Source organism: Dethiosulfatibacter aminovorans DSM 17477 (assembly GCF_900142005.1).
Lineage (GTDB): Bacteria > Bacillota > Clostridia > Tissierellales > Dethiosulfatibacteraceae > Dethiosulfatibacter > Dethiosulfatibacter aminovorans.
In genome coordinates this window covers 21,871-39,372 of sequence record NZ_FQZL01000016.1, presented here as the reverse complement: position 1 = coordinate 39,372, position 17,502 = coordinate 21,871, and the positions used below count along the sequence as shown (strand labels likewise).

Below are 17,502 nucleotides of genomic sequence, written 5' to 3'. Positions count from 1 at the left end.
TTGCAGCTGCGCGATTGGAAATCTGCATGCGCGGATTTCTTGAAATCAAAATATTAATGTGGTAGAATATAAAATCGGGTAAATGACTTAAAATGGAAAATAAAAATGCCGAAAGGAGGACGAAATGAAGAATTTTGCAAAAGGCATAAGTTTTTATATAGTGATTTTCATAATCATTTTGCTTATAGTTAGCATGCTGTCGAATTCAAATGTCGAATCGCAACAGCTTACCTATACAGAGCTTGTCATTCAGATACAGAACGACAATATAGCGGAAATCAAGTTTATTGACAACAATGTAACTGGAACAATGAGGAACGGAACTACGTTCACTTCCTACATTCCTTATCCTGAACTCTTCAAGGTCAGCGATTATCTTGAAGAAAGCGTTAAGAGCGGAACCATAGTCGTGGAGGGCGAACCTACGCCGACTACTCCATTCTATATACAGATGCTCCCTACAATAGCCATGATAGGGCTGTTTGCCATATTCTGGTTTGTATTCATGAACCAGTCCCAGGGAGGCGGCGGTGGAAAGGTGATGCAGTTCGGAAAGAGCCGTGCCAAGATGCACAAGGACGATCCGGCAAAAAGAGTTACCTTTGCAGATGTAGCGGGACTTGACGAGGAAAAGGAAGAGCTTACCGAGATAGTCGACTTCCTGAAGGATCCAAAGAAATTTACTGCCCTTGGAGCCAGAATACCGAAAGGTATCCTTATGGTTGGACCTCCGGGAACAGGTAAGACATACATATCAAAGGCAGTTGCCGGAGAGGCTGGAGTACCTTTCTTCAGCATCAGTGGTTCCGACTTTGTCGAGATGTTTGTCGGTGTTGGAGCATCGAGAGTAAGGGACCTCTTCGAGCAGGCAAAGAAAAACGCCCCGTGCATTATATTCGTAGATGAGATCGATGCAGTGGGTAGAAGAAGAGGCGCAGGCCTTGGCGGCGGCCATGACGAGAGGGAGCAGACTCTTAACCAGCTTCTGGTTGAAATGGACGGATTCGGTGAAAATGAAGGAATCATAATGATTTCCGCAACAAACAGACCGGACATCCTTGATCCTGCACTTCTCAGACCGGGCAGGTTCGACAGGCAGGTACATATAGGAGTTCCTGACATCAGGGGAAGGGAAGCTGTTCTCAAGATACATTCAAAGAACAAGCCCATGGCTGAAGACGTCGACCTTGGTGTAATAGCAAGAAGAACACCTGGATTTACACCTGCAGACCTTGAAAATGTACTGAACGAAGCGGCACTTCTGTCAGCAAGAGTGGGTGATAAGGAAATATCAATGGACACTCTTGAAGAAGCGATTACAAAGGTGATTGCAGGACCTGAAAAGAAAAGCAAGGTAATAAGCGACAAGGAAAAAAGGCTTACGGCATATCACGAGGCCGGCCATGCAGTTGTTGCAAGACTTCTTCCAAATTCAGACCCTGTACATATGGTGTCAATAATACCAAGGGGAAGAGCAGGAGGATTCACAATGATTCTTCCTGAAGAGGACAGAAGCTACATGTCCAAGACTGAAATGGAAGAGAATCTTGTTCACCTTCTAGGTGGAAGGGTTGCAGAGAAGCTTGTTCTTGACGACATAAGCACCGGAGCGTCAAACGACATCCAGAGAGCAACCAAGATAGCAAGGGGAATGGTTACCCATTATGGAATGAGTGACAACCTTGGACCTATGTCATATACAGGGGACGACGATGAAGTGTTCCTGGGAAGGGATTTTGCCAAGAGCAGAAACTATTCCGAAGAGGTTGCGGCCCAGATAGACAGGGAAATGAGATCCATCATAGACAAGGCATACCATACAGCAGAGTCTCTCCTCAGAGACAACATCGAAAAGCTTCACAAGGTTGCCGAAGGACTTCTTGAGAAAGAGACCCTCGACGGCAAGGAATTCGAAGCGCTGTTCATGAAAGGTTAAGCCGACAACTGGATAATGTTGATAGTTAAACTTAAACTGAAATGGTCCCGGAAGGGACCGTTTTTTTTATAATTAAAGTGACATTAAGTTGGTTTAAGCATTATGCTACGTGAAGGATGATATATCATCCTGGAATAGCAGGAAAAGGTAACAAAAGTTAAGCTTAAACTTGCTTAAAGGCTGCTGAAGTTGTAAAATATAAGGATATGGGAGGTATGTCATGTTTAGAGAATTGAGACGAAAAGACAAGAAAATGGAACCTGAGCTCATTGAAAAGCTTCTTGAGGAAGTCGAATATGGAGTGATGTCCTGTGTCGAAGACGGAGGATACGGCTATGGAGTTCCGGTAAATCACATATACATGGACGGTGCAATATATTTTCACTGTGCCTATGCAGGCCACAAGATGGATGCCATTGAGAGAAACAGCAAGGTAAGCTATCTGGTTGTGGACAAGAGCCAGGTCCTTCCTGAAGATTTGGACACAAGGTTTTCCAGCGTGATTGTATTTGGAAATGCCTACATAGTTGAAGGGGATGAAAAGAATAAGGCCCTTCATGAAATTGGAAACAAGTTCTCCAAGGGATTTGAGGACAAGGTAGAGAAGGAAATCGAAAAAGTCGGCAACAATACCTGTGTTGTAAAGATAGAAATAGAACATAAAGAAGGAAAGATTGCCAAATGAGTATAATGAATATTTTCGGGAAAAGAAATCCTACATTTCACAAGGAATATCATACTGACAGGCTGGTTCTCAGGATCTTCAAGCCTGATTGCGCTCAGCTTGCCCTTGATTACTATAAGAGGAACAAGGACTTTCTGGCCGAGTGGGATCCTGACAGGGATGGATTCTTCTACACAAGGCAGGGTCAGATGGAATCCCTGAAGTACGAATTTGCAGAATTTTTAAACAAGAGGCTCATAAGATTATGGATATTCAATAAGGGAGACGATTCAAGGACAATCGGGAATCTCTGCTTCAGCAATATTATCTATGGAAACTTCAAGTCATGCTTTCTTGGATACAAGTTGGACAAGGATGAAATAAATAAAGGATATATGACTGAGGCCGTAACCAAGGGATTGGAGATTATGTTTACGGAGTACAATCTCCACAGGGTGGAGGTGAACATCATACCAAGAAACCTGAAGTCAATGAGGGTTGCAGAAAAGCTAAAACTTGAAAGGGAAGGCTTTTCCAAAAGGTATCTTCTAATCAATGGAATATGGGAAGACCATGTCCACTTCGCTGCCTACAGCGACATGTTCCAGAAAGAGACTACGTAACGTTAAATGTGCAAGCAACAAAGACAATTAAGAGCGAAACAACGGGAGGTTTAAGCATGAACACAAGAGAAATGATGAATATAGCCCTTGAAATGGCCGGGCTTGACAGTATGCCCCCTGACACAACAATAAGCGTGGAAGGGGAAAACATAAAAAGAATACTGATGGGAGTTGACATGGGAACGTCTGAGCTGCTCCTTGGAAGGGACATGAAATACGACTGCGTGGTTAGCCACCATCCAAAGGCGGACAGTGCGGTATCGGAGTTCCACAAGGTGCTGGATTTCCAGATAGACAAGATGGTGGAGTTCGGAGTGCCAATAAACAAGGCGCAGAAAATGCTGGAAAAGAAGAAGAATATAATAGACATAGGCGATCACGTAGCCAACTATGATGTGGTGTCATCGGCTGCAAGACTTATGAAGATGCCCTTTATGAACATTCACATACCTGCGGACCTCATAGGTCAGGAAATCGTGCAGAATCATCTTGACGAGAAGTTTGCGGACAATCCCAAAAAGACACTTCAGGACATTCTGGATGCTCTTATGGAAATCGACGAATACAAGAGAGCGTTGACGCAGCCGGTTATAAGGGTTGGAAGTCCCGGCAGCTATGCAGGAAAGATAGCAGTTCTCTATGCTGGAGGGACAAACGGCGGCGAGGATGTGTACAAGTCATATTTCGAGGCCGGAGTGGGAACCATAGTTGCCATGCATGCACCAAAGGCTGTAATTGACGAAGTGAAGAAGCAAAACATAGGAAACATAATTATTGCAGGCCATATGGCCAGCGATTCCATTGGCCTTAACAGGATTATTGCCAAATGGGAGGAAAAAGGGATGGAAGTCACAAAAATGGCAGGCATAGTGTAGAAAATCTGTTGATAAATTCATATTCCTTTGATATAATACAGTTTAGAAATTAATAGAGCGTTGAAGGGGAGCAGTAGGCCGAAGGAAGATTCAAGAGAGCTGTTGGAAGGTGTGAAACAGTATTTTCAGAGGCTGAACTTACCCGTGAGCTTAATTTAAAATAAGAGAGACTTTTTGTCTAAAATGGGTGGTACCGCGGAAGTTTTTCGTCCCATGGGATGAAAAGCTCTATTTTTGTTTAGGAGGCAAACATGGTTTCATACAATCCAAGTGCCATTGAAAAGAAATGGCAGAAGATTTGGGAAGAAAAAGAGACATTCAAGGCTGATGACAATTCGGAAAAGCCGAAATACTACAATCTGGTGGAGTTTCCATATCCATCGGGAGCAGGACTTCACGTAGGACATGTAAGGGCATACACTTCTCTTGAGGTTATCTCAAGAAAGAGAAGAATGGAAGGCTATAATGTAATGTTTCCGATAGGATTCGATGCATTCGGACTTCCTACTGAAAACTATGCCATCCAGACGGGAGAGCATCCAAGAAAGGTAACTGACAGGAATATTGCAGTGTTTTCCGACCAGCTTAGAAAGATAGGATATTCATTTGACTGGGACAGGGTAATAGACACTACGGATCCTGACTACTACAAGTGGACTCAGTGGATATTCCTGAAGCTTTTCGAAAACGGACTGGCTTTCAGGGACAAGACCTATGTAAACTTCTGTACGGACTGCAAGGTTGTACTTGCAAACGAAGACTTCAGGGACGGAGTCTGCGACAGGTGCGGAAACGAAGTAGTGCAGATGGAAAAGGACGTATGGTTCCTGAAGATAAGGGACTATGCGGAAAAGCTTCTTGAAGGGCTTGACGAGGTTGACTACCTTCCAAGGATAAGACTGGAGCAGGCAAACTGGATAGGGAAATCAGTAGGTGCGGAGGTTGACTTCAGGATCAAGGGAGAAGACGAGGTTCTCAGGGTATTCACAACAAGACCAGACACCCTGTATGGAGCAACTTTCATGGTAATCGCACCTGAGCATCCACTGGTGAAGAAATACCACGACAAGATAACAAATATTGATGAAATACACCAGTACCAGGAATATGCCCAGACAAAGACAGAGTTCGAAAGGGTGCAGCTGGCAAAGGAAAAGACAGGTGTTGAAATAAAGGGCCTCAAGGCCATAAATCCTGTGAACGACGAAGAAATCCCGGTATGGATTGCAGACTATGTAATGATGGGATATGGAACGGGAGCAATAATGGCGGTGCCGGGCCACGATACAAGAGACTGGGAATTCGCTACAAAGTTTGGCATACCTATTGTTGAAGTAATCCAGGGTGGAGACATAACCAAGGAAGCATATACCGATACAAGCGACGGAATCCTTGTGAATTCCGATATCATCAACGGAATGAGAGTCAAGGAAGCCATAGCCAAGATAACAGACTTTCTTGTAGAAAAGGGAATTGGAGAAAGGACCGTAAACTACAAGATGAAGGACTGGGCATTCAACAGACAGAGATACTGGGGAGAACCCTTCCCGATCGTTCACTGTCCGGAATGCGGAATAGTGGGAGTGCCGGAGGAAGACCTTCCTGTAAGACTTCCAGAAGTTGAAAACTATCAGCCAACGGATACAGGAGAATCGCCTCTTGCTGCAATGGACGAATGGGTAAACACTACCTGTCCTAAATGCGGCGGCCCTGCAAAGAGGGAAACAGACACAATGCCTCAATGGGCAGGATCAAGCTGGTACTATCTGAGATATATGGACAGCAAAAACAATGAAGCGCTTGCAAGCAAGGAAAACCTTGATTACTGGAAACAGGTTGACTGGTACAATGGAGGAATGGAGCACGTAACCCGCCACCTTCTTTACTCCAGATTCTGGCACAGATTCCTCTATGATATCGGGGTAGTCCCTACAAAGGAGCCTTATGCAAAGAGAACTGCACAGGGACTGATCCTTGGACCTGACGGAGACAAGATGTCCAAGTCAAAGGGAAATGTAGTAAACCCCAACGACATAATAGCAGACTACGGTGCCGACACCTTGAGGGCGTACATAATGTTCATAGGAGACTATGAAAAGCCTGCTCCGTGGAATCCTAACGCAGTAAAGGGCTGCAAGAGATTCCTTGACAGGGTGTGGAAGCTGCAGGAAATGATGGCAGAGGGCGAAGGATATTCAAAGGAACTTGAGACATCTGTCCACCAGACAATCAAGAAGGTTTCTCACGACTACGAGGAGCTTAAGTTCAACACTGCAATTGCCGCAATGATGACTTTGCTGAACGATATATACGACAAGGGAAGCGTTACAGCTGAAGAGTTGAAGACACTTCTTATACTTCTCAACCCCGTTGCGCCTCACATAACAGAGGAAATCTGGGAAATGCAGAATTTCGGCGGAATGCTTAATCAGGCTCAGTGGCCGACATTCGACGAAGCCAAGACTGTTGAAGATGTAATAGAAATGCCTGTGCAGATCAACGGAAAGGTGAAGGCGAAGATAAGCATTGCAAAGGATGCGGACAAGGTTGCCGCAAACAAGGTTGCAATGGACAATCCTTCCGTACAGAAGGCAATAGGAGACAAGAAGATAGTCAAGGAAATATTCGTTCCCGGAAAGATCTACAACATCGTGGTGAAGTAAAAGACCAGTGTTTCAAGGGATTTTGCACATTGAACTATCCCGGGCAAAATGATATAATAAAAAAGTATTAAACATGGAAACCGAAGCATTTTGAGAGGAATGCTCCGGTTTTTTTAATATTGTTATTGACATATGCTCATAATTGTTGTAAACTCATATTGGGTAATGGTTAAATATATTAAAATCGAAAAGGAGAGTATAGAATATGAAAATATGTATATCATCAACAGGAAATTCCATGGAAAGTCAAATGGATCCGAGATTTGGAAGATGTGAATTCTTTGCCATTGTGGATACTGAAACCAATGAAACCAAACTTATAGATAATGCGGCTGCAAAATCAGGCGGCGGAGCAGGAATAGCTGCAGGACAGCTTATGGTTGACAATGACGTTGAGGTTTTAATCACAGGAAATGTGGGACCGAATGCAAACGACGTGTTGAAAGCTGCAAAGATTAAGATAGTAAGAGGAAAGAAAGTTTCCCTCAATGAAAACGTGGAAATGTTCAAGAAAAACGAGCTTGAGGTAATTGACACAACTGTGCCGTCTCACTCGGGAATGAAGTAAGGTGACGGAATGAAGATAGCGGTTTTAAGCGGCAAAGGAGGAACGGGAAAGACTACCGTTTCTGCCAGTCTCAAGTCATCCATAGAAAACTGCCAGTATATCGACTGTGACGTTGAAGAGCCCAATGGAGGAATATTCCTAAAGCCTGAAATCACCAAGGTACATCCTGTCATGGTGAAGGTGCCTGAAATTATCAAGGATAAATGTACAGGCTGCGGCGAATGCGCCAAGGCATGCCAGTTCAATTCCATGGCAGTAGTGAAGGGTACCGTTCTCATTTTCCCCGAGCTTTGCCATCACTGCGGTGCCTGCGTACTTGCATGTCCCGAGGATGCCATGATTGAAGTTGAGAGGGAGATAGGAGTTGTTGAAACAAACAGCGACGAATCCTTTATGCACGGAAAGCTCAATGTAGGAGAGCCCATAAGCATACCTATCATAGCCATGCTTAAGGATATGGTGAAGGAAGAGGGAAATGTGGTAATAGACTGCCCTCCCGGATCATCATGCACCGTAGTGGAATCGGTGGAGGACTGCGACTTCTGCATCCTGGTTACGGAGCCCACTCCTTTCGGTCTCCATGACTTGAACATTGCAGTGGAACTTGTGAAGAAAATTGGCATTCCTTTCGGAATCGTACTTAACAAGGCTTCCGAAAACAGCAGGATAATAAACGAATACTGCGATGAAAGAAACATAGACATACTTTTGGAAATACCATTCTCCAAAAAGATTGCCGAGGCATATTCAAAGGGAATACTCCCAGTTGAAGTCGATGCAGACCTCAAGAACAAATTTGGAGACATGTTCAAGGAAATAGAAGGGAAGGTGCTCATATGAAACAGATAGCGGTAATCAGCGGAAAAGGCGGCACCGGAAAAAGCACCCTCGTATCATCCCTGTCACAGCTTATTGGCAGCAAGATGATAGCGGACTGCGATGTGGACGCTCCAAACCTTCACCTGCTCCTTAAAGAAAAGGACCAGCAGAAATGGGACTATTCGGGAGCAAAGGAAGCAAGGATAAACTATGACCTCTGCATCAAGTGCGGCATCTGCAGAGATACATGCAGATTCGGTGCAATAAGCGAGGACATAGTGGTGAGCAGCCTGAAATGTGAAGGCTGCAATGCCTGTGTAGTAGCATGCCCCCAGGACGCAATACATCTTGAGGACGTGAAAACAGGATGGACATCGGTATCCAAAACGGAACGGGGAACCTTCGCCCATGCCCTTCTTGACATAGGTGCGGAAGGATCGGGAAAGCTCGTAACTGAGGTAAGGAAACAGATAATACCTTTCGAAAATGGAGAAGACTGGCTCATAATTGACGGATCTCCGGGGATAGGATGCTCCGTAATAGCGTCAATTACAGGCACGGATGCTGTTATAGCAGTAACCGAACCTACAAAATCGGGTCTCAGCGACTTGAAGAGGGTATTGGACCTTTCGAGGCACTTCGACATTCCAGCCTTCGTATGCATAAACAAGTACGACCTCAACATGGACATAACCAGGGAGATGGAAGACTACTGCATTGAAAACGGATTTGACGTAGTGGGAAGAATTCCTTTCGACCCTGCAATCGTCAAGGCGCTGCAGGAATACAAGACCCCGGTGGATGCGGGAAACCAGGACTTCATTGACGAAGTTAAGAGCCTTTGGGAAAAGGTGACCAATAAATTAATAAATAAGGAGTAAATTATTATGAGAGTAGCAATATCAACTGACGGAAACATGGTGGCACAACACTTCGGAAGATGCCCCTCGTATACCATAGTGGACATAGCAGACGGAGAGGCCGTAATCCAACATACTGTAGACAATCCGGGTCATGCACCTGGAAACATTCCAAACTTCCTGAACGACAAGGGTGCACAGTGCATCGTATGCGGTGGAATGGGAGCAAAGGCACAGGGATTCTTTGCCGATTTCAACATCAAGACTATCCTTGGAGTGACTGGAACTGTTGAGGATGCCATTGAAGCCCTCAAGAAGGATGAACTGGTTGGAGGGGCAAGCACATGCGCTCCCGGAGACGGAAGAGGATACGGACTGGACAAGGACGAATGCGACCACGAAGACGGAGAAGATCACGACCACGCACACTAACATCGATTTGATTATATAATAAGCAAGCAGCTTCGCTGCAAAAAGGAATCAGCACCTTCGGGTGCTGATTTTGTTGTATTTAAAAAAGTTGGATTTGTATTTTTGAAAAACTCAGGCAATCAAATTCTGAATATGAATTTGTTTATTTAATCAAGGAGGTGTATAATTGTTATAAAGTTACTAAGTTATTAATGGAAAACATTCATGAAAGCAGGTGATTATTTTGGATGACAAGTCAATCGAATCGGTACTCAAAAAAATTATTGAAATCGACAAGAAGACAGCAGAAGAAATACGCATGACAAATGAGGAAATGGAACAAAGAGAAAAAAAGCTGCAGTCGGACCTAAAGAAGAGGGAAGAGGAAATTGAAGAAGCCAGGCTTGCCAGAGGCAGGGAAATTTTTGATGAACTTGTTGCATTGGCCGAGGAAGAAAAAAATGCTATTATTTCAAGCTGTTTTGAACGTACGAAGGAACTGGACAGCCTGTTTGATGAAAACAAGGAAAATCTCGGAGACAAGGTTTTTGAGAAACTGGGATTCCGATAAAAGGGTGATGTGATGGATAAAGTTGGAATCCATGGTGCGGCAAGCACCAAGTCAATGGCAATTATGGGCGGTATGTTGAAGGTTGATGACTTCATCAAACTGGCAGGAATGGAAAGCCTGGACGAATTTGAAAATTACCTTATGAAAAACACTTGTTATTCACCGGAATTCAATGACTTGAATGAAAAGAATAAAAATATAGAGTACCTGATCAAGAGTCACATGTATAAGAATTATGAAAAGCTATACCACTTCTATATTGACGAGTATAGATTTTTTTTCAAATCATTGCTTATGAGATATGAAGTTGAAAACATAAAATTGATGCTGAGGGCCATAGCCAGGAATGAAGATGTGCAAAACATCAAAGATAGACTCGTATATTCAGAAGTCTTTTCGACCATTGACTATGACGGACTGTCAGAAGCCTCCGATATCAAGGAGTTTGTTGGGAGGCTCAAAAACACCGGCTACTACAGTCAGCTCATAAACTATGTGGATGAAAACCCGTCTAAGATACTGTTTTATATGGAAATGGTTCTTGACAGGCTGTATTTCAGGCAACTTTATGATTCGATCTGTAATCTTGAAAAAAACGACAAAAAAATGACGCTGGAATTGTATGGAATAAATGTGGACCTTCTCAATATTCAATGGATTTACAGAGGACGTAAATTCTTTGGAATATCTTCCGAAGAGCTTTTCAACTTCACCCTGAACAATGGTCTGAAGTACAATTACAGATTATTGAAGGATTTGTGCTACATGGATTTGGACAAGTTTAAATCCCTTGTAATGTCCATGGAATACAAATCGATGTTCCAGGATGAAGAATATCTTATGGAAAGGGCAATGGAGAGATACCTGTTCGAAAATCTGGATGTTTACTTGAAGAAAAGCAGGATGTCCATTATCATTCCCATAGTAATGATTTTTAAAAGCGAATATGAAATGAGAGATTTGATAACAATAATTGAATGCATAAGATACAAGGTGGCAAATATTGAAGATTTTCTCGTCAGAAGATTTGAAAGGAGTGAGTAAATTGGCTGTCAAGAAATTGAACATGATGAATATTGTATGCAAGAACGAATATCTTGATGAGTTGCTAAGAGATTTGATTTTAGAGGAAAATTGCCAGTTTATCAACACAATCACTGAAATTGAGGAGGGCGACTTCAGCATAGGCATGACTGAAGAGAATGCCGACGAAATACTTGATATGGAAGATATTGTGCCATTGAAGGAAAACAGTGTTGTGACGGAGTATCTTGATAAAATGAATGACTTCATCAACAAGCTTGAATATGCGCCCGAGATTAAAAAGGAGCATATGCTTGGGGAGCACAGGTTTGAAAATATAAAAAACGAGATTGACGAGGTTGTAAAAAAATTCGAAAAAATCACAGATGATATGCAAACGGTCAAAAACAGTCTGAAAAAACTGGATTCCATGGGTTTCATAGATAGAATCAAGAATATCAATGTGGATTTCAAGGAGTTGATGGACCTTGACTTCTTCACAATGAAGTTTGGATTTTTAACCAGGGAGAAAAGAAGGAAGATATCCCAGAACTATGAAAATATAATGGCTGTAGTTCTTCACATTGGAGCCTATGAAGAAAAGGAACTGTACATAATAATATCTCCCAAGAGTCTCGACCTTGAAATGTCCAGGATTCTGAGGAGTACTGATTTTGTTGAGATAGAAATAGATTCGAAGTATCTGTCATACCCCTATGAAATGGAAAGGATGATAGCAGCCGACAGGAAAAAGTATGAAAATGAGCTCATGGAGTTGCGAAAGACATCTGATGAATATATGGTGGAGTATAGGGATACAATAGAAAGGCTGTATTCGAAAATCGTTATGGAAAGCAAGATAGACAATGTCAGGACAAAGGTGGCTGCCACCAGGAATTTCTGCTATATTTCAGCCTGGATCCCGGAAGAACATAACGACAGCTACGGAAGTATTTTCGAAAGGTATTCGAACACCCTTGTAACATATAAGGATGCAGAAGATGTTTCCAACAAAATTCCGATACCAACCTTCTTGAAGAATTTTTTTTTCTTCAGGCCCTTTGAAACTCTTGTAAACATGTACGGGGTGCCTTCCCACGATGAAATGGATACAACGGTGTTCTTTGGGCTTGTATATATGTTCTTTTTCGGAGCTATGTTTGGAGACCTGGGACAGGGCATGGTCTTTGTGGGGGCAGGTTTCTTTTTGGAAAAAAGGGGAATGGCAAATTTCGGGTCTCTGATGTGGAGAATAGGGCTGGGAAGCGTTTTTTTTGGAATAATATATGATTCCTTTTTTGGATATGAGCATATAATATCGAAATATATTCCATTGCCCATATACATCAGACCCATGGACAATATAAACACCATACTTCTGGCGGCAGTGGCAAGCGGTGTGGTCCTACTCCTGATCAGCTATGGCTGCAGCATATTCAACAAGGTGAAGGCAGAGGAATTCGGAGAGGCGTTTTTTGGTAGAAACGGCATAAACGGGATGGCATTGTTTTTGACATTGCTGGCCTTGATATACGGAATGGTTGAAGGAAGTTATATCATACCAAAAGGGATCCTGTATATAATTCTTGCAATATCAATTATTCTCCTCATATTGGAAGAACCGTTGGGAAATTTATTGACGGGGGAGAAACCTCTTTACCGGGAACCTCCCGCAGAGTATTATACGGAAAGCGGATTCAACGTTCTGGAAACATTCCTCAGCATTTTGAGTAATGGAATTTCCTTTATCAGGATTGGAGCTTTTGCGCTCAACCATGTAGGCCTTTTCATTGCCTTTCAGACCGTTGCCGACATGATAGGAAGCAGGACCGGCAATGTTGCAATGTTCATCATAGGCAATATCGTAATAATAGGTCTTGAAGGATTGATAGTCTTCATACAGGGCTTGAGACTTTTTTACTATGAACTGTTCAGCAAATATTATAAAGGTGAGGGCGTATTGTTTAGTCCCGATAAAATCTAGGAGGATATCATGAAATTAATTATTGGATTATGTCTTGTCTTAATCAGTATCACAATAGGATTGGGAATTTTCTATTATCTGCAGCCAAGCATTAAGGAAGGAAACAAAAAGCTGAAGGTAATATTGGGAACCAATGTTTCAATTTACATACCCATCATTGTTGCAGGAACAATGATGGCATTTTCCGGCACTGCCGATGCTGCAGCCACTTCGACGACAGCTGCAGCAGACCCTTCAGGATTTGGATATATTGCTGCGGCGCTTTCAACGGGTCTGGCCACCATTGGAGCAGGATATGCAGTTGGAAGCGTCGGGTCTTCAGCTCTTGGAGCGGTATCCGAGGACCCGAAAATCCTTGGAAAGACCTTGATCTTCGTAGGACTGGCTGAAGGGATAGCCATATACGGTCTCATTGTTTCCATATTGATACTGGGAAGGCTGTAATGAAGTCCTTTGTGCTGTGCGAAAAGAAGGAAACGCTTTTGAGCATGAGGCTTGCAGGGATAGAAGGAAAGATGGTTTCAACCAAGGAGGAGACGGAGAATTCATTGGAAGAGCTTATGCAGGATAATGAAATAGGACTTGTGTTCATATCCGAAAACATACTGAATCTCAGCAGGGATTTCGTCATGGATAGAAAGCTTTCTCAAAAGAAGACGCTTATTGTACAAATCCCTGAACCGGGAGGGCTGCAGGACAGTGAGTATATAATGAAATACATAAAAAACTCCATCGGCATAAAGCTGTAAAGAAGGTGATATTATCGTTACTATAGAGAACAAAATAAATCTTTTTTCAAAAATGGTTTTGGAAAAGCATTCCAGCGAGAACAAGATCAAACTAAGGGAACTGGAAAAAAAGTATGACGAAATGATGGAAGAACTGGAAAAAAAGGCTTTGGAAGAAGACGAAAAATATTTTGAAAAAATGAGAAAGAAAGGAAATCTGGAAGGTAAAAAAATCATTTCAAAGGCAAAGGTGTCATATCAGAATGAAATACTGGTTACCAAATCAAGGATGCTGGATTCTTTTAACGAGTACCTTCTCGAAAAGATACAAGAGTATATTGAAAGCGATAATTATGATTCCTGGTTTTTAGAAAATCTGGAAGAGGCAGGAGGAAATTTTTCCGAGGATGACAAACTAAGAATCATAATGAGAGAAAATGACAGGAAATACCTCGATGGCAGTGAAATGACCGTTGAGATATCAGATGAGGTTCTAGGTGGATTTTATATAATAGCCAATGAAAAGGTAAAGTATGACTATTCCATAGAAGGGAAAATCATGGAGGCTTCAGATTATATCGGATGTCTTATTTTGAAGCTGATGACGAATAAGGCAGGTGAAGGTCATGAGTGTAAATGAAGGTAAAATAACATATGTAAACGGACCTGTTGTAAAGGGAACGGGTATGTCATCCTTCAAGTTGAGGGAGATGGTCCTTGTAGGCAAAAACAAGCTTATCGGCGAAGTGATAAGTGTCCTGGATGATGAAGGAACCCTCCAGGTCTATGAAGAGACGGAGGGCCTGGAACTGAATGAAATCATAAATGGACTCAGTGAACCTTTGTCCTTGAAGCTCGGACCCGGACTTATTGGAAATATATTTGACGGTATAGGAAGACCCCTTGAAAAAATAGATGATATGAATAGTGACTTTATTCCCGAAGGGGTTGGGCTGCTGTCCATAGATTTCGAAAAAAAGTGGAGAGTGGATATTTTTGCCAAGGAAGGACAGCACCTGGAAGAGGGGCATGTCTTTGGACAGGTTGAAGAGACCTCTCTTATTGCCAACAAGCTGATGATTCCCCCGGGAGAAGGGGGCAAGGTTGTTTTTGCTGAAACCGATGGAATCCATGGCATGGAGGATGTTCTCCTGAAGATTGAGGGCAGGAAAGGAAAGATACATGAGATAAGGATGTACCAGAATTGGCCTGTAAGGTTCAAAAGACCCGTGAGGGAAAGGCTAAAAATATCAAAACCCCTCATAACGGGCCAAAGAATCCTTGACATGTTTTTCCCCATAGCAAAAGGCGGCACTGCAGCGATTCCGGGCGGATTCGGGACAGGCAAGACCATGACCCAGCACCAGCTGGCTAAATGGTCGGATGCGGATATCATCGTATATATAGGATGCGGCGAAAGAGGAAATGAAATGACGGACGTATTGGAAGAGTTTCCAAAGCTTATAGATCCCAAGTCCGGAAAGCCCATAATGGAAAGGACCATCCTTATAGCCAACACCTCAAACATGCCCGTTGCAGCCAGGGAAGCAAGTATTTACACCGGCATAACAATGGCCGAGTACTACAGGGACATGGGTTATCATGTGGCTATAATGGCAGATTCCACTTCCAGGTGGGCGGAAGCCTTGAGAGAAATAAGCGGCAGGCTTGAAGAGATGCCAGCAGAAGAGGGATACCCTGCATATCTTCCCTCAAGACTTGCTGAATTCTACGAAAGGGCGGGATATGTAAAAACCCTGGAGGGAGAGGAAGGATCCGTTACAATAATTGGAGCGGTATCACCGGCAGGAGGGGATTTTTCAGAGCCCGTAACCGAGAATACCAAGAGATATGTAAATGCATTCCTGGCACTGGACAAAAACCTTGCCCATGCAAGGCATTATCCCTCCATCAACTGGCTCGACAGCTACAGCGGATATATTAAAATGCTTGAAGAGTGGTATGACGGCAATGTTGGAGAGGATGCAATAGAACTTCGGGGCAATATGATGAGACTGCTTCAGGAGGAGAGCAAGCTTCTGGACATAGTGATGCTGGTTGGAGAGGACGTGCTTCCAGACTCCCAAAGACTTACACTTGAAATTTCAAGGGTGCTGAAGGTTGGATATCTTCAGCAAAACGCCTTTCACAAGGATGACACCTATGTACCCATCAACAAGCAGTATGAGATGCTTAAACTTATCAACCATCTCAATGAAAGGGCCAAGGAATGCGTCAAGACAGGCATACCCATTTCCAAGGCAAAGGATCCGGGTATTTTCGATTCAATGATAAGGATGAAGTACAATATTCCCAATGATGATCTGTCCGGCATAGAGGAATTAAAAAACAGGATAGATGAATTTTATGAGAATTTGATGTCTAAATATTCAGGGTGATGAAATGTTTAAAGAATATTTGAAAATAAAAAAGGCTCAAGGTCCCTTGATATTTCTCGAAGGTATAAGGGAAGCCAAATATGGTGAAATAATCGAAATCAGTGTTGGTGATGAAAAGAGGCTGGGAAAGGTAGTAAGGATTGAGGAAGATTTTGTGGCCGCCCAGGTTTTTCAGGGCACTTCCGGAATGAGCACCAAAAATACTTCGGTAAAATTCACGGGAAAGCCCTTTGAAATTGCAATATCAAAGAATATTCTGGGGAGAGCCTTCAACGGAGTGGGTAAACCCATTGATGGAGGGGGTCCGCTCTTTTCGGAGAAAAAATACAACATCAACGGAAGACCCATAAACCCCGTTGCAAGAAAGTATCCCAGGAACTTCATTCAAACCGGCATCAGCTCGATAGATATTTTGCTTACCCTTATAAGAGGCCAGAAACTGCCTATATTTTCAGGAAACGGACTTCCCCACAAGGAACTTGCAGCCCAAATAGTGAATCAGGCAAGGATTTCTTCAGAAGAAGAAGTGAAATTTGCCATATGTTTTGCAGCCATAGGGGTAACCAGGGATGACGGAGCCTATTTCCGTGAAAAATTTGAAGAAAGCGGCTCCATAGACAATGTTGTAATGTTCATGAATTATGCGGACGATCCCGTAGCCGAGAGGATAAGCACGCCCAGGTGTGCTCTGACAGCTGCGGAGTATCTGGCCTTTGAAGAGGACATGCACATACTCGTAGTTGTGACCGATGTGACAAGCTATTGCGAGGGATTGAGGGAGATTGCCTCTGCCAGGGAGGAAGTCCCCAGCAGAAAGGGTTATCCGGGCTACCTGTATTCGGACCTGGCCTCCCTTTATGAAAGGGCAGGAATGCTGAAGAGCAAAAAGGGATCCATAACATTTCTGCCAATATTGACAATGCCCAATGACGACATCACCCATCCCATCCCCGATCTTACGGGATATATAACGGAAGGCCAGGTTGTGTTGTCAAGAGAACTGTCAAACAACAGCATAGTGCCTCCCGTAAATGTTTTGCCGTCCCTGTCAAGGCTGATGAAGGACGGCATAGGAGAAGGCTTTACAAGGGAGGATCATCCGGACATTGCCAATCAGCTCTTTTCGTCATATTCAAAAGTGCAGGAAATAAGGTCCCTGGCGCAGATAATAGGAGAGGAGGACCTTTCCGACATCGACAAGCTGTATATGAAATTCGGAAGGTACTTTGAGGACAGGTTCATAAATCAGGGATTTGAGGAAAACAGAAGACTGGAAGAAAGTCTTGATATCGGGTGGAAGGCGCTGTCTATATTGCCCAAGGAAGAACTGGACAGAATTGACGATGCAGTAATAGAAAAATATTACAGGAAGTGATCG

17 protein-coding genes and 1 other annotated feature are annotated in these 17,502 nt (G+C 43.2%); all 17 genes read left to right on the top strand.

Going from position 1 to position 17,502, the window contains the following annotated elements; translation table 11 throughout:
- The first annotated feature begins 124 nt into the window (after nucleotides 1-124).
- Nucleotides 125-1,936 (top strand): ATP-dependent zinc metalloprotease FtsH, encoded by a 1,812-nt coding sequence (ftsH, locus tag BUB05_RS11115; RefSeq protein ID WP_073049690.1) that lies wholly within the window; start codon nucleotides 125-127, stop codon nucleotides 1,934-1,936.
- A gap of 220 nt (nucleotides 1,937-2,156) precedes the next feature.
- Nucleotides 2,157-2,621 (top strand): pyridoxamine 5'-phosphate oxidase family protein, encoded by a 465-nt coding sequence (locus BUB05_RS11110; RefSeq protein ID WP_073049689.1) that lies wholly within the window; start codon nucleotides 2,157-2,159, stop codon nucleotides 2,619-2,621.
- A complete protein-coding gene (locus BUB05_RS11105; protein ID WP_245819861.1) occupies nucleotides 2,618-3,223 on the top strand; it encodes a GNAT family N-acetyltransferase in 606 nt (201 codons plus the stop codon). The genes BUB05_RS11110 and BUB05_RS11105 overlap by 4 nt, the downstream gene beginning before the upstream one ends.
- A gap of 56 nt (nucleotides 3,224-3,279) precedes the next feature.
- Entirely contained in the window at nucleotides 3,280-4,098 is an 819-nt protein-coding gene (locus tag BUB05_RS11100) for a hypothetical protein (RefSeq protein WP_073049688.1), read from the top strand.
- 51 nt (nucleotides 4,099-4,149) lie between these two features.
- Nucleotides 4,150-4,315 (top strand) — a binding site (T-box leader).
- 34 nt (nucleotides 4,316-4,349) lie between these two features.
- Nucleotides 4,350-6,761, top strand: a complete 2,412-nt coding sequence (gene leuS / locus BUB05_RS11095; protein WP_073049687.1) for a leucine--tRNA ligase — start codon at nucleotides 4,350-4,352, stop codon at nucleotides 6,759-6,761.
- Nucleotides 6,762-6,966: 205 nt separating this feature from the next.
- Complete coding sequence (locus BUB05_RS11090) at nucleotides 6,967-7,329, top strand: NifB/NifX family molybdenum-iron cluster-binding protein (RefSeq protein ID WP_073049686.1); 363 nt, start codon at nucleotides 6,967-6,969, stop codon at nucleotides 7,327-7,329.
- A 9-nt stretch (nucleotides 7,330-7,338) separates the two neighbouring features.
- Complete coding sequence (locus BUB05_RS11085; RefSeq protein WP_073049685.1) at nucleotides 7,339-8,169, top strand: 4Fe-4S binding protein; 831 nt, start codon at nucleotides 7,339-7,341, stop codon at nucleotides 8,167-8,169.
- The gene (locus tag BUB05_RS11080; protein WP_073049684.1) at nucleotides 8,166-9,029 is read left to right on the top strand and encodes an ATP-binding protein; all 864 of its coding nucleotides are present in this window, start codon (nucleotides 8,166-8,168) and stop codon (nucleotides 9,027-9,029) included. Before BUB05_RS11085 ends, BUB05_RS11080 begins: the two co-directional genes overlap by 4 nt.
- Nucleotides 9,030-9,035: 6 nt before the next feature.
- Nucleotides 9,036-9,440, top strand: a complete 405-nt coding sequence (locus tag BUB05_RS11075; protein ID WP_073049683.1) for a NifB/NifX family molybdenum-iron cluster-binding protein — start codon at nucleotides 9,036-9,038, stop codon at nucleotides 9,438-9,440.
- 223 nt (nucleotides 9,441-9,663) lie between these two features.
- On the top strand, nucleotides 9,664-9,990 hold the full coding sequence (locus tag BUB05_RS11070) for a hypothetical protein (RefSeq protein ID WP_073049682.1): 327 nt from the start codon (nucleotides 9,664-9,666) through the stop codon (nucleotides 9,988-9,990).
- 12 nt (nucleotides 9,991-10,002) lie between these two features.
- The gene (locus tag BUB05_RS11065) at nucleotides 10,003-11,034 is read left to right on the top strand and encodes a V-type ATPase subunit (RefSeq protein WP_073049681.1); all 1,032 of its coding nucleotides are present in this window, start codon (nucleotides 10,003-10,005) and stop codon (nucleotides 11,032-11,034) included.
- A 1-nt stretch (nucleotide 11,035) separates the two neighbouring features.
- A complete protein-coding gene (locus BUB05_RS11060; RefSeq protein WP_073049680.1) occupies nucleotides 11,036-12,997 on the top strand; it encodes a V-type ATP synthase subunit I in 1,962 nt (653 codons plus the stop codon).
- A gap of 9 nt (nucleotides 12,998-13,006) precedes the next feature.
- Nucleotides 13,007-13,441 (top strand): ATP synthase subunit C, encoded by a 435-nt coding sequence (locus BUB05_RS11055; protein WP_073049679.1) that lies wholly within the window; start codon nucleotides 13,007-13,009, stop codon nucleotides 13,439-13,441.
- Nucleotides 13,441-13,746 (top strand): V-type ATP synthase subunit F, encoded by a 306-nt coding sequence (locus BUB05_RS11050; protein WP_073049678.1) that lies wholly within the window; start codon nucleotides 13,441-13,443, stop codon nucleotides 13,744-13,746. The genes BUB05_RS11055 and BUB05_RS11050 overlap by 1 nt, the downstream gene beginning before the upstream one ends.
- Nucleotides 13,747-13,804: 58 nt before the next feature.
- Nucleotides 13,805-14,365 (top strand): hypothetical protein, encoded by a 561-nt coding sequence (locus tag BUB05_RS11045; RefSeq protein WP_139257997.1) that lies wholly within the window; start codon nucleotides 13,805-13,807, stop codon nucleotides 14,363-14,365.
- A complete protein-coding gene (locus tag BUB05_RS11040; protein ID WP_073049676.1) occupies nucleotides 14,352-16,124 on the top strand; it encodes a V-type ATP synthase subunit A in 1,773 nt (590 codons plus the stop codon). The genes BUB05_RS11045 and BUB05_RS11040 overlap by 14 nt, the downstream gene beginning before the upstream one ends.
- Before the next feature lie 4 nt (nucleotides 16,125-16,128).
- Complete coding sequence (locus BUB05_RS11035) at nucleotides 16,129-17,499, top strand: V-type ATP synthase subunit B (protein WP_073049675.1); 1,371 nt, start codon at nucleotides 16,129-16,131, stop codon at nucleotides 17,497-17,499.
- The last annotated feature ends 3 nt before the right edge of the window (nucleotides 17,500-17,502 follow it).

What these genes read in the sequence shown, in the direction of transcription:
- BUB05_RS11055 (WP_073049679.1), top strand. Translation starts at nt 13,007, where the DNA reads ATGAAATTAATTATTGGATTATGTCTTGTCTTAATCAGTATCACAATA.
- BUB05_RS11110 (WP_073049689.1), top strand. Translation starts at nt 2,157, where the DNA reads ATGTTTAGAGAATTGAGACGAAAAGACAAGAAAATGGAACCTGAGCTC.
- BUB05_RS11065 (WP_073049681.1), top strand. Translation starts at nt 10,003, where the DNA reads ATGGATAAAGTTGGAATCCATGGTGCGGCAAGCACCAAGTCAATGGCA.
- BUB05_RS11050 (WP_073049678.1), top strand. Translation starts at nt 13,441, where the DNA reads ATGAAGTCCTTTGTGCTGTGCGAAAAGAAGGAAACGCTTTTGAGCATG.
- BUB05_RS11090 (WP_073049686.1), top strand. Translation starts at nt 6,967, where the DNA reads ATGAAAATATGTATATCATCAACAGGAAATTCCATGGAAAGTCAAATG.
- BUB05_RS11080 (WP_073049684.1), top strand. Translation starts at nt 8,166, where the DNA reads ATGAAACAGATAGCGGTAATCAGCGGAAAAGGCGGCACCGGAAAAAGC.
- BUB05_RS11040 (WP_073049676.1), top strand. Translation starts at nt 14,352, where the DNA reads ATGAGTGTAAATGAAGGTAAAATAACATATGTAAACGGACCTGTTGTA.
- BUB05_RS11100 (WP_073049688.1), top strand. Translation starts at nt 3,280, where the DNA reads ATGAACACAAGAGAAATGATGAATATAGCCCTTGAAATGGCCGGGCTT.
- BUB05_RS11085 (WP_073049685.1), top strand. Translation starts at nt 7,339, where the DNA reads ATGAAGATAGCGGTTTTAAGCGGCAAAGGAGGAACGGGAAAGACTACC.
- BUB05_RS11105 (WP_245819861.1), top strand. Translation starts at nt 2,618, where the DNA reads ATGAGTATAATGAATATTTTCGGGAAAAGAAATCCTACATTTCACAAG.
- ftsH (WP_073049690.1), top strand. Translation starts at nt 125, where the DNA reads ATGAAGAATTTTGCAAAAGGCATAAGTTTTTATATAGTGATTTTCATA.
- leuS (WP_073049687.1), top strand. Translation starts at nt 4,350, where the DNA reads ATGGTTTCATACAATCCAAGTGCCATTGAAAAGAAATGGCAGAAGATT.
- BUB05_RS11035 (WP_073049675.1), top strand. Translation starts at nt 16,129, where the DNA reads ATGTTTAAAGAATATTTGAAAATAAAAAAGGCTCAAGGTCCCTTGATA.
- BUB05_RS11075 (WP_073049683.1), top strand. Translation starts at nt 9,036, where the DNA reads ATGAGAGTAGCAATATCAACTGACGGAAACATGGTGGCACAACACTTC.